Below are 12,892 nucleotides of genomic sequence, written 5' to 3' on the forward strand. Positions count from 1 at the left end.
AAGATGAAAAAGTTAGCCAATTATTTATGGGTAGAAAAAGTAGGAGATTTGTATGTGTTTAGTATGACACCTGAATTGCAAGATGATATTGGGACAGTAGGTTATGTTGAATTCGTAAGTCCAGATGAAGTTAAAGTGGATGATGAAATTGTGAGTATCGAAGCATCGAAAACGGTCATTGATGTGCAAACGCCATTGTCAGGAACGATTATTGAGCGAAATACAAAAGCGGAAGAAGAACCGACAATTTTAAACTCTGAAAAACCAGAAGAAAATTGGTTGTTCAAATTGGATGATGTCGATAAAGAAGCATTCCTAGCATTACCGGAGGCTTAAATGGAAACGTTAAAATCAAATAAAGCGAGACTTGAATATTTAATCAATGATATGCGTCGAGAGAGAAATGACAATGACGTATTGGTAATGCCATCTTCATTTGAAGATTTGTGGGAATTATATCGAGGCTTGGCAAATGTCAGACCGGCATTACCTGTAAGTGATGAATATTTAGCTGTACAAGATGCTATGTTAAGTGATTTGAATCATCAACATGTTACGGATTTGAAGGATTTGAAGCCGATAAAAGGTGACAATATCTTTGTTTGGCAAGGTGATATCACGACGTTAAAAATCGATGCTATTGTTAATGCTGCAAATAGTCGTTTTCTAGGATGTATGCAAGCTAATCATGACTGCATTGATAATATTATTCATACAAAAGCGGGTGTTCAAGTTCGACTTGATTGTGCAGAGATCATTCGACAACAAGGGCGCAATGAAGGTGTAGGTAAAGCCAAAAAAACACGTGGATATAATTTGCCAGCAAAGTATATAATTCATACGGTTGGTCCGCAAATACGTCGATTGCCTGTTTCAAAGATGAATCAGGACTTGTTAGCTAAATGTTATCTTAGCTGTCTTAAATTGGCTGATCAACATAGTTTAAATCATGTCGCTTTTTGCTGTATATCTACAGGTGTATTTGCTTTTCCTCAAGATGAAGCAGCAGAAATTGCTGTTCGAACAGTAGAAAGCTATCTCAAAGAAACAAATTCAACATTGAAAGTCGTGTTCAATGTATTTACAGATAAGGATTTACAACTGTATAAGGAGGCATTGAACCGTGATGCAGAGTAGTAAATGGAATGCAATGTCTCTTTTAATGGATGAAAAGACAAAGCAGGCTGAAGTATTGCGTACTGCGATTGATGAAGCAGATGCGATAGTGATTGGAATTGGTGCAGGCATGTCTGCATCTGACGGATTTACATATGTAGGAGAGCGTTTTACGGAAAATTTCCCAGATTTTATTGAAAAATATCGCTTCTTTGATATGTTGCAAGCGAGTTTACATCCTTATGGCAGTTGGCAAGAGTATTGGGCATTTGAGAGTCGTTTTATTACATTAAATTATTTAGATCAACCTGTAGGTCAGTCTTATCTCGCATTAAAATCCTTAGTGGAAGGTAAACAGTACCATATCATAACTACGAATGCAGACAATGCTTTCGATGCTGCTGAATATGATATGACTCATGTATTTCATATACAAGGGGAGTATATACTGCAACAGTGTAGTCAGCATTGTCATGCTCAAACGTATCGCAATGATGATTTAATTCGTAAAATGGTTGTTGCGCAACAAGATATGCTTATACCTTGGGAGATGATTCCAAGATGTCCAAAATGTGATGCTCCAATGGAAGTGAATAAACGTAAAGCGGAAGTTGGCATGGTTGAAGATGCTGAATTTCATGCGCAACTACAACGTTATAATGCTTTTCTAGAGCAACATCAAGATGATAAAGTGTTGTATTTGGAAATTGGAATTGGTTATACTACACCACAATTTGTGAAGCATCCTTTTCAGCGTATGACACGTAAAAATGAAAATGCAATTTATATGACGATGAATAAAAAGGCATATCGCATTCCGAATTCAATTCAAGAACGTACCATACATTTAACTGAGGATATCTCAACATTGATTACAACAGCACTCCGGAACGACAGTACAACGCAAAATAACAACATTGGAGAGACAGAAGATGTACTTAATAGAACCGATTAGAAATGGAGAATATATTACTGATGGTGCGATTGCACTGGCTATGCAAGTTTATGTTAACCAGCATATCTTTTTAGATGAAGATATTTTATTCCCTTATTATTGTGATCCAAAAGTGGAAATTGGACGTTTTCAAAATACTGCTATAGAAGTGAATCAAGATTATATAGATAAACACAGTATTCAAGTAGTTCGCCGAGATACTGGTGGTGGCGCTGTGTATGTTGATAAAGGTGCCGTTAATATGTGTTGTATTTTAGAACAAGACACTTCAATTTATGGTGATTTTCAACGATTTTATCAACCAGCTATAAAGGCATTGCATACATTAGGTGCAACAGATGTGATACAAAGCGGTAGAAATGATTTAACATTGAACGGCAAAAAAGTGTCAGGCGCCGCAATGACATTAATGAACAATCGTATTTATGGCGGTTATTCGCTATTACTTGATGTTAATTATGAAGCAATGGATAAAGTGTTAAAGCCTAATCGCAAAAAGATTGCATCGAAAGGGATTAAATCTGTGCGCGCACGTGTTGGTCATCTTAGAGAAGCACTGGATGAAAAGTATCGTGATATAACCATTGAAGAATTTAAAAATTTAATGGTGACGCAGATTTTGGGAATCGATGACATTAAAGAGGCGAAACGATATGAATTAACGGATGCAGATTGGGAAGCGATTGATGAATTAGCTGATAAAAAGTATAAAAATTGGGATTGGAATTATGGGAAGTCACCTAAATATGAATATAATCGAAGTGAAAGATTATCATCAGGTACTGTAGATATTACCATTTCTGTTGAACAAAATCGTATCGCAGATTGTCGTATTTATGGGGATTTCTTTGGACAAGGTGATATAAAAGATGTGGAAGAAGCATTACAAGGAACAAAAATGACAAGAGAAGATTTAATGCATCAGTTAAAGCAATTAGACATCGTTTATTATTTTGGTAATGTTACGGTAGAATCATTGGTTGAGATGATTTTAAGTTAATATTGTTTAGGCGTTAATGTCACACCCTCAATGAATATGTGTATTTGCTTTTAAAATGGTGACTATGTAGTTATGTAATTTGATTATACGATTGAAAATGAATTTAGTTAATTAGCAAAGACATCATATTTATAGCGTTTGTGTTTATTAGTGATTGGGTATTTGAAAATGGTTAATGATAGTTTTTAAAGGAATAAATTCATTTTCATTTATATAAGTAAGATTAAATACTAGCTACTAAAGTCTATTTATATACGTCAAAATATAATGACTGCTATAATGAGTAATCAATAGACACAAAGAGGAGATTATGTGATGAATAATAAAGTATTAGTAACCGGTGGTACAGGGTTTGTTGGCATGCGAATTATTTCACGATTATTAGAACAAGGTTATGAGGTACAAACAACGATACGTGATTTAAGTAAAGCTGATAAAGTAATTAAAACAATGCAAGACAATGGCATTTCCACAGAGCGATTAATGTTTGTCGAAGCGGATTTATCACAAGATGAACATTGGGATGAAGCAATGAAAGATTGTAAATATGTCTTGAGTGTAGCATCTCCGGTGTTTTTCGGTAAAACAGACGATGCAGAAGTGATGGCGAAGCCTGCCATTGAAGGCATACAACGTATTTTAAGAGCTGCAGAACATGCTGGCGTGAAGCGTGTGGTGATGACTGCAAACTTTGGTGCAGTTGGTTTTAGCAATAAAGATAAAAATTCAATCACAAATGAAAGTCATTGGACAAATGAAGATGAACCAGGCTTATCAGTATATGAAAAATCAAAATTGTTAGCTGAAAAGGCAGCGTGGGATTTTGTTGAGAATGAAAATACAATAGTAGAATTTGCCACAATCAATCCAGTTGCAATTTTTGGACCATCATTAGATGCACACGTTTCAGGAAGTTTCCACTTGTTAGAAAACTTATTAAATGGTTCAATGAAACGTGTACCGCAAATTCCATTGAATGTTGTTGATGTGAGAGACGTAGCTGAACTACACATTTTGGCAATGACAAATGAACAGGCTAATGGCAAGCGATTTATTGCTACAGCTGATGGACAAATTAATTTGTTGGAAATTGCAAAATTAATTAAAGAAAAGAGACCTGAAATAGCTCAAAAAGTTTCTACTAAAAAATTACCAGACTTTATTTTGAGTCTAGGTGCTAAATTTAATCATCAAGCTAAAGAAGGTAAACTTTTATTAGATATGAACCGCAATGTAAGTAACGAACGTGCAAAAACATTACTTGGTTGGGAACCGATTGCGACACAAGAAGAAGCAATTTTAGCAGCAATTGATAGTATGGCTAAATTTCATTTAATATAATACAAAAACACCGTCCATAAGTAAGTGGCTTTCCTCTTGATAAAAGAGGCATTCACTCAATATGTGACGGTGTTTTATATATTTACGTTAACACTATTGCTGTGGCTTTTGACGGCCTTTTAATAAAATTGCTGTCGCACCTACGATAATAATAAATAGAATCGCACCAAATAATCCCATATATTTTACTGCGTTACCGAACACGATACCGACAGTTAAAAAGTCTGTATCTGAGAATGTTGTTGCAGCACCACCTAATTCGCCTAAAAATGGCAAGAATAATAATGGTAAAAACGTGATTAGGATACCATTTAGAGCGGCGCCAGCAACAGCACCTTTAATACCGCCTCTTGCATTACCGAATACAGCAGCCGTTGCACCTAAGAAGAAGTGTGCAACTACGCCAGGTAAAATGACGACGCCACCAAATAAGAATAAGATAAACATACCGATGACACCTGTAATAAAGCTGACAAAGAATCCAATTAATACTGCATTTTGTGCATAAGGGAACACAATAGGGCAGTCTAATGCAGGTTTAGAATTTGGTACAAGCTTTTCAGAAATTCCTTTAAATGCTGGGACGATTTCAGCTAAGATTAAACGAACGCCCGTTAAAATAATAAATACACCAGCAGCAAATGTCACACCTTGAATTAAAGAAAAGACAATAAAGTTTTGACCATCACTAATAGATTCGTGTACATAACTAACGCCCGCAAATAAGCATGCGATGAAGTAAAGTAATGCCATTGTAATCGAGATACTAATTGTACTTTCTCGTAAGAAACTTAAGCCTTTTGGAAATTTAATCTCTTCCGTTGATTTAGACTTACCTTTGAATAATTGACCTACAGCACCTGCGGCAAAGTAACTGATTGAGCCAAAATGACCTAACGCTACTTGGTCATTCCCTGTAATTTTTCGCATCGTAGGTTGGAGTAATGCAGGTAATACTGCCATGATTAATCCTAATACGAGTGCGCCGATAACAATTGTTAGCCAGCCTTTAATATGACTGACTGTTAAAATGATTGCTAAAAACGCAGCCATGTAAAATGTATGATGACCTGTTAAAAAGATATATTTTAAATTAGTGAAGCGAGCAATTAAAATATTAACAATCATGCCACAGACCATGATGAGTGCAGCTGTTGTTCCAAAATCTTTTAAGGCTAGTGAGACGATAGCTTCGTTGTTAGGTACGATACCTTGCACACCAAATGCGTGTTGGAATATTTTGCCGAATGGTTCAAGAGATCGAACGACGACATCAGCACCTGCACTTAAAATTAAGAAGCCTAATATCGTTTTAATGGTTCCTGAAGTGATCGTTGCGGCAGGTTTTTTCTGAACGATTAAACCTATAAAGGCAATCAGTGCAACAAGAATGGCTGGTTGACTTAAAATATCGACTATAAAATTAAGGATTGCTTGCATAGGTCGTACCTCCTTTAAATCATGTTAAGTTGTTGTAATTTTTCTGAGAGCTTTTGTTGTAATTCAGCTTTATCTAAAATATTATCAAGAACTAAGACATCCCCTAGGCGTTCGGCATTTTCAGCTAAATCTCTACCACAAATAAACAAGTCAGCCATCTCTGGACTTGCTGTCATAATGTCACTATGTTCAACTTCGATATCAGATGGTGCATTAAGTTGCCTAAGTGCTTCTTGTGCGTTCATTTCTACCATAAAACTACTTCCTAAACCGTGGCCACATACTACTAAAATTTTCATATTAATCATGCTCCTTTAAAATGTTTTTAATGTCTTGTGCGTTTTTTGCAGTTAATAGTTGCTGGACTGTTTGGTTATCGCCCAGTACGGTTGCTAAATTTTGTAATACAGATAAGTGTGAATGATTGTCGATGGCACTCAATACAAAAATGAGAGATGCGTAGTGATCTTCATCACAAAATGCCACATGTTGATTCAACTTTAATAGACTTAAACCAACTTGATGTACGTCATTGTTCGGTCTTGCATGTGCAATTGCAATTTCAGGTGCGATAACGATATAAGGTCCAAGTTCATTAACGCTATCAATCATTGCTTGAACATAGCCTTGTTCAATAATTTGTTCTTGTAGTAATGGCTGAGAAGCTATAGTTATAGCTTCAGTCCAATCATTTACTTGTTCTTTTACAATGATGCGTGTTGTTGACAAAATGTCTAATGACACGTTATTAAACCTCCTTTGTCATAGTTAAAGCAATGTGTTGTTTAATTTTAAAAATATTCCCATCTAAGAAATCTTGTCGATATAAGTCGTTGCTTAAGCATTCGCTTAACTGTCCCAATGCCTTTAAATGTGCATTGGGGTGGTCCGTTGCTAATGTAATTACAAGGTGAACGGGATCGTTAGCTTTACTACCAAAGATAATCCCTTCAGTGAAATATGTTAGTGCGAAACCTACACCATTCTGTACATAATCAGTACCAGCGTGAATAAGTGCAATATGTGGACTAATGACCATATATGACCCGAATTGTTCAAATTGTTTTAAAATTGCAGCTGTATAATTTGAATAGACAATGCCATCATTGATTAAAGGTTGCACAGCCACTGCAATTGCGGATTCAATTGATAATGGTTGTTCATTTATAATGATGCGATGTTCAGGCAATAAATCTGCGAGTGACTTGCCATCAGTTGCCATTTTCATGACTCGTTGTTCTCTTGAGTCATTGATAATTTGATTCAATTTTTGACGAGATTGTTGATTGATAAATGGATCGACATGAATAACTGGTACAGCTGATATTTCACAAGGTACTGTTGAAATGACATAATCAATGTTATCTTGCAATAATCGACTTTCTTCCAATTGATAAATGGAATAGGCATCCCAAATGTGAAACTCAGGATACAGATGATTTAGTTTTGATTTTAAAAGTTGCGACGTGCCTATACCAGAACCACATAGTAAGACAACCTTAATCATTGATTGTTTATGTGTTGCAACACGCTCTATACTTGATGCGAAGTGAATTGTAATGTATGTTAATTCATCTTCGTTGAAGCGAATAGCAGCATCTTGTTCAATTGGGCTAATATGCTTGCTAACGGCTTCAATGATTTGAGGATAGCGACGCATAACTTCTTGCCTCAAAGGATTAGGTTGTAGCATATCGTATTTAATACGATGTATAGCTGGTTTGATATGTGTGATCAGACTGGTATGCAACTTGTTGTCTTTTGACATATCAATGCCTAATTCTTGGCTAACACAAGTGATCAATTCATGTATATTTTGCGATAAATCATGGTATTCAAAGGTAATTGAAGATGCTGTATGTTCGGTCATTTTAGAGCCTAGTAAATGTAACGTGATAAAGATAATTTCAGACTCTGGAAATGTGACATTACAACTGCGTTCTAAGTTTTCTATCATTTTTGAAGCAATAGCATACTGATTAGTATGTCGCCATTTATCAATTTCATTGATAGGTATATCGAACGAAAAATTTTCATTTAAACGCTGAATGGCAATGAGTATATGATAGATTAAGCCATCGATAGCCGACTGAACTAAATGATAATTTTCACTATTTAATGTCTTAATAATGGCACGGCGAACCAATGCGATTGATTCTGAATTAAAGATATCCGCCTCTATAAAAGGTGCAGCTTGTTTCATATATTGATGTATAAAGTGTGCATACGCTTTACGATAATGATCTTCCTCACCAATAACATTGAATCCTTTATTGTGGACATAATTTAACTTTAAATGGTATTGATCTAGTTGGGCTTGAATCATTTTAATATCATCTGCAATTGTCCGACGCGAAACATTAACATCTTGCGCAAGTTGCTTTGTTGAAACAGGATCGGTTGTTTCGAATAACTTTAAAGCGATATGTGTGAGTCGTTCATCTTTTGAAAAATGAATTTGATTTGTTAGATTGTGCTCTAATTCATTTAATAGTGTCGCGTGAGCTGTTGTTACTTTGATGCCTGCAGCTTTATTACGGCTGACTTGGTAATGATAAGTTTCAGCATATTGCTCAATATATGCTATATCATATTGAATGGTACGAGGTGATACACCAAGTTGATTAGCAATGGTATTGATTGGAATAAACGTTTGCTCATGAATTAAAAGATACAAAATTTCGATTTGTCTATAACTTAACAACGTAATATCCTCCTATTTGTAATTGTAAGCGATTTCTTAAAAACGTAGATATGCAATCTCTTTCATATTTTAATCCGAAAAATTGCATATCAAAATGTTTATGGCGCAAGATTTTATAGGAACTTTTAAAATAAATTAGATATTCATGTTGACAATTTAAAAATGTCGCAGTATATTTAGTTAGACATCTAACGAAATGGTGGTGCAATAAATGGAATTCACTTATTCGTATTTATTTAGAATGATTAGTCATGAGATGAAACAAAAGGCTGATCAAAAGTTAGAGCAATTTGATATTACAAATGAGCAAGGTCATACGTTAGGTTATCTTTATGCACATCAACAAGATGGACTGACACAAAATGATATTGCTAAAGCATTACAACGAACAGGTCCAACTGTCAGTAATTTATTAAGGAACCTTGAACGTAAAAAGCTGATCTATCGCTATGTCGATGCACAAGATACGAGAAGAAAGAATATAGGACTGACTACCTCTGGGATTAAACTTGTAGAAGCATTCACTTCGATATTTGATGAAATGGAGCAAACACTCGTATCGCAGTTATCTGAAGAAGAAAATGAACAAATGAAAGCAAACTTAACTAAAATGTTATCTAGTTTACAATAAATGGTAAGTGTGACTGGTAGAAATCAGTCACTTTATCTTTAATATTATAGTTAGATATCTAATTGTTAGTAAGCTAATTATTGGAAAAGACAAGGAGTATTGAACAATGAAAGACGAACAATTATATTATTTTGAGAAATCGCCAGTATTTAAAGCGATGATGCATTTCTCATTGCCAATGATGATAGGGACTTTATTAAGCGTTATTTATGGCATATTAAATATTTACTTTATAGGATTTTTAGAAGATAGCCACATGATTTCTGCTATCTCTCTAACACTGCCAGTATTTGCTATCTTAATGGGGTTGGGTAATTTATTTGGCGTTGGTGCAGGAACTTATATTTCACGTTTATTAGGTGCGAAAGACTATAGTAAGAGTAAATTTGTAAGTAGTTTCTCTATTTATGGTGGTATTGCACTAGGACTTATCGTGATTTTAGTTACTTTACCATTCAGTGATCAAATCGCAGCAATTTTAGGAGCGAGAGGTGAAACGTTAGCTTTAACAAGTAATTATTTGAAAGTAATGTTTTTAAGTGCACCTTTTGTAATTTTGTTCTTCATATTAGAACAATTTGCACGTGCAATTGGGGCACCAATGATTTCTATGATTGGTATGTTAGCTAGTGTAGGCTTAAATATTATTTTAGATCCAATTTTAATTTTTGGTTTTGATTTAAACGTTGTTGGTGCAGCTTTGGGTACTGCAATCAGTAATGTTGCTGCTGCTCTGTTCTTTATCATTTATTTTATGAAAAATAGTGACGTTGTGTCAGTTAATATTAAACTTGCGAAACCTAATAAAGAAATGCTTTCTGAAATCTTTAAAATAGGTATTCCTGCATTTTTAATGAGTATCTTAATGGGATTCACAGGATTAGTTTTAAATTTATTTTTAGCACATTATGGAAACTTCGCGATTGCAAGTTATGGTATCTCATTTAGACTTGTGCAATTTCCAGAACTTATTATCATGGGATTATGTGAAGGTGTTGTACCACTAATTGCATATAACTTTATGGCAAATAAAGGCCGTATGAAAGACGTTATCAAAGCAGTTATCATGTCTATCGGCGTTATCTTTGTTGTATGTATGATTGCTGTATTTACAATTGGACATCATATGGTCGGACTATTTACTACTGATCAAGCCATTGTTGAGATGGCGACATTTATTTTGAAAGTAACAATGGCATCATTATTATTAAATGGTATAGGTTTCTTGTTTACTGGTATGCTTCAAGCGACTGGGCAAGGTCGTGGTGCTACAATTATGGCCATTTTACAAGGTGCGATTATCATTCCAGTATTATTTATTATGAATGCTTTGTTTGGACTAACAGGTGTCATTTGGTCATTATTAATTGCTGAGTCACTTTGTGCTTTAGCAGCAATGTTAATCGTTTATTTATTACGTGATCGTTTGACAGTTGATACATCTGAATTAATAGAAGGTTAAATATTTCGTACACTTCTGGCTGAGTATATTTCGGTCGGAAGAGTATTTTTCGAAAAAAATAAATATATGATACGATTATGAAAAAATAAAGTGAGATTGGCATATGTACAAATCTAAAATACTGTTGAAATATATTTTTAGTGAAGAATCAGAAGTTAAAGATTTAACTGAAGAAAAATATAATCAAGATTACGAAGCATTAACATTTAGCTTTAAAGAGGAAACATATCAAAGTAGGTTAGCTAAGAAAACACCGACTAAAGCAGGGTATTTTGTTACATGTTGGACGAAAGACGAGAACAATTGTAATCAACCATACTCGAAAGAGGCATTTGCAGATTACTTAATGATTATAGTTATTGATGAAGAATTAAGCGGTTATTTTTTATTTCCTAGGGAATTATTGGTAGAAAAAGGTATCTTAACTACATTTGAACATAAAGGTAAGATGGCTTTTAGAGTTTATCCTAAGTGGTGTAATCAATTGAATAAAACAGCAGGGCAAACACAAAAGTGGCAATGTAAATATTTTTTTGAATACTAATAAAAAGTCATATGGTTGAACTTATAAGAGATGAATATATCATCTTTCGATAAGATAACCATATGACTTTATTTTTTATCATTTAATGATGAACGGTTTCTTGTCCTACTTTATTCCAAGTGAGGATAAAGCTCAACATTGCAAACACACTGATTGCTGTTAATAAAATAAAACCGACATCCCATCCGAATTTATCAACTACAGCACCTAAGACGATGTTGGCCATTACAGCACCAAACAGATAACCAAATAATCCTGTTAATCCAGCTGCTGTGCCAGCTGCTTTTTTAGGTACATAATCTAATGCTTGTAAACCAATTAACATAACTGGTCCATATATTAAGAAACCAATGGCAATTAATGAGACATTGTCTAACCAAGCATTGCCTGGAGGATTTAACCAATAAATTAATACAAATACTGTGACACCTAACATAAAGAAGAAACCTGCAGGTCCACGACGACCTTTGAATAATTTATCAGAAATGTAACCACATAATAATGTACCAGGAATTCCAGCCCATTCGTATAAGAAGTATGCCCAACCTGATGCTTTTAAGTCGAAATGTTTTTCTTCACTTAAGTAGACTGGCGCCCAATCAAGTACACCATAACGCACGAAATAAACAAATATATTTGCAAAGGCAATTGCCCATACCCATTTATTGTTCAGTACATATTTAAATAAAATTTCTTTTGTAGTTAATTCTGTTTCTAATGTTTTCTTATCGCTTGTAGCAAAGTCGTTTTTATAAATTTCGATTGGAGGTAAACCTTGAGATTGAGGTGTGTCTCTAATCAATACGTATGAAATTGCGGCAATGATAAGTGCTAAGAGTGCAGGGTAAATGAATACACCTTCGAAACCTTTTAAATAACCAAAGTTGATAAATGCTGTTGTTGTAATACCCCAAGCAGCAATAGGTGCCATAATACCTCCACCAACATTATGCGCAACGTTCCAAAGGGCAGTCTTACTTCCGCGTTCACTTACACTAAACCAGTGAACGAGAACACGGCCTGAAGGTGGCCAGCCCATACCTTGAAACCATCCATTTAAGAATAATAGGACAAACATAATACCGATACCTGATGTAAAGAACGGTACAAATCCCATTAACAAATTGACGATAGCAGTGAGTGCTAATCCAAGAACTAAGAATATCCGAGCATTGCTCCGATCACTTACAGTACCCATAAAGAACTTACTAAATCCATATGCGATGGAAACAGCAGAAAGTGCAAAACCTAGTTCCGCTTTTGTAAAACCTTGCTCTTGCAATGCTGGCATCGCTAATGAAAAGTTTTTACGTAATAAATAGTACCCAGCGTAACCGATGAAAATACCAAGAAATACTTGGAGACGTAATCGTTTATAGGTATCATCTATCTGATTTTCTGGCAAAGGCTTAATATGCTTTGCAGGTTTAAGAAAATTCATAAAATCCTCCTTAATATGTATTTATATGCATTTTGTGCGATAAACTTATATTAGACATGTATGAAAGCGTTGTCAATATACTTTTGTGAAATCTTGCATATTTAGTTATTGAAGTATTTTATAAACATTTAGAAAAAATAAATTGCTACACATAAATTTATAATTATGCAATTATTATGTCGTTATACATACTAGCTGTGTATCTACGAATGAGTACAAACATATTTTTATTTGCAGAAAAGGGGTAAATGGCATATA

General features: G+C 34.5%; 13 protein-coding genes. 8 read left to right on the top strand and 5 right to left on the bottom strand.

The genetic code is table 11. The features are described 5' to 3' along the window. Positions 1-3: 3 nt before the first annotated feature. The 5 genes from NSS86_RS00150 (at position 4) to NSS86_RS00170 (ending at position 4,412) form a co-directional block, all read left to right on the top strand. On the top strand, positions 4-336 hold the full coding sequence (locus tag NSS86_RS00150) for a glycine cleavage system protein H (RefSeq protein ID WP_000731878.1): 333 nt from the start codon (positions 4-6) through the stop codon (positions 334-336). After that, a complete protein-coding gene (locus NSS86_RS00155) occupies positions 337-1,137 on the top strand; it encodes a protein-ADP-ribose hydrolase (protein WP_000449069.1) in 801 nt (266 codons plus the stop codon). Further along, on the top strand, positions 1,127-2,071 hold the full coding sequence (locus NSS86_RS00160; protein ID WP_001191954.1) for an NAD-dependent deacetylase: 945 nt from the start codon (positions 1,127-1,129) through the stop codon (positions 2,069-2,071). The genes NSS86_RS00155 and NSS86_RS00160 overlap by 11 nt, the downstream gene beginning before the upstream one ends. Continuing rightward, a complete protein-coding gene (locus NSS86_RS00165; protein WP_000280799.1) occupies positions 2,049-3,071 on the top strand; it encodes a lipoate--protein ligase in 1,023 nt (340 codons plus the stop codon). Before NSS86_RS00160 ends, NSS86_RS00165 begins: the two co-directional genes overlap by 23 nt. 315 nt (positions 3,072-3,386) lie before the next feature. Next, a complete protein-coding gene (locus NSS86_RS00170) occupies positions 3,387-4,412 on the top strand; it encodes an aldehyde reductase (RefSeq protein WP_001060935.1) in 1,026 nt (341 codons plus the stop codon). Between the two features lie 93 nt (positions 4,413-4,505). Here the strand turns inward: NSS86_RS00170 and NSS86_RS00175 are convergent, their stop codons facing one another. Genes NSS86_RS00175 through NSS86_RS00190 form a run of 4 tightly spaced genes read right to left on the bottom strand, consistent with a single transcriptional unit; the run spans position 4,506 to position 8,556 of the window. Beyond that, the gene (locus tag NSS86_RS00175; protein ID WP_001147974.1) at positions 4,506-5,852 is read right to left on the bottom strand and encodes a PTS ascorbate transporter subunit IIC; all 1,347 of its coding nucleotides are present in this window, start codon (positions 5,850-5,852) and stop codon (positions 4,506-4,508) included. 14 nt (positions 5,853-5,866) lie between these two features. Beyond that, positions 5,867-6,151: a PTS sugar transporter subunit IIB gene (locus NSS86_RS00180; RefSeq protein WP_000699538.1), complete on the bottom strand. Its 285-nt coding sequence runs from the start codon at positions 6,149-6,151 to the stop codon at positions 5,867-5,869. A 1-nt stretch (position 6,152) separates the two neighbouring features. Next, a complete protein-coding gene (locus tag NSS86_RS00185) occupies positions 6,153-6,596 on the bottom strand; it encodes a PTS sugar transporter subunit IIA (protein WP_000050760.1) in 444 nt (147 codons plus the stop codon). Positions 6,597-6,600: 4 nt separating this feature from the next. Beyond that, positions 6,601-8,556: a BglG family transcription antiterminator gene (locus NSS86_RS00190; protein ID WP_000954271.1), complete on the bottom strand. Its 1,956-nt coding sequence runs from the start codon at positions 8,554-8,556 to the stop codon at positions 6,601-6,603. A 211-nt stretch (positions 8,557-8,767) separates the two neighbouring features. Between NSS86_RS00190 and mepR the strand changes: the two genes are divergently transcribed. From mepR to NSS86_RS00205, 3 genes are all read left to right on the top strand, one after another. After that, positions 8,768-9,187: a multidrug efflux transporter transcriptional repressor MepR gene (gene mepR / locus NSS86_RS00195; protein ID WP_000397416.1), complete on the top strand. Its 420-nt coding sequence runs from the start codon at positions 8,768-8,770 to the stop codon at positions 9,185-9,187. A 106-nt stretch (positions 9,188-9,293) separates the two neighbouring features. Further along, positions 9,294-10,649 (top strand): multidrug efflux MATE transporter MepA, encoded by a 1,356-nt coding sequence (gene mepA, locus NSS86_RS00200; RefSeq protein WP_000651051.1) that lies wholly within the window; start codon positions 9,294-9,296, stop codon positions 10,647-10,649. A gap of 103 nt (positions 10,650-10,752) precedes the next feature. Beyond that, positions 10,753-11,193 (top strand): MepB family protein, encoded by a 441-nt coding sequence (locus NSS86_RS00205; RefSeq protein WP_000278312.1) that lies wholly within the window; start codon positions 10,753-10,755, stop codon positions 11,191-11,193. 82 nt (positions 11,194-11,275) lie between these two features. Here NSS86_RS00205 and glpT read toward each other — a convergent pair whose 3' ends face one another. Continuing rightward, positions 11,276-12,634 (bottom strand): glycerol-3-phosphate transporter, encoded by a 1,359-nt coding sequence (gene glpT / locus NSS86_RS00210; protein WP_001010111.1) that lies wholly within the window; start codon positions 12,632-12,634, stop codon positions 11,276-11,278. Between the last annotated feature and the right edge of the window lie 258 nt (positions 12,635-12,892).

The sequence above is a fragment of the Staphylococcus sp. FSL W8-0056 genome, from assembly GCF_037963075.1.
Taxonomy (GTDB): Bacteria; Bacillota; Bacilli; order Staphylococcales; family Staphylococcaceae; genus Staphylococcus; species Staphylococcus aureus.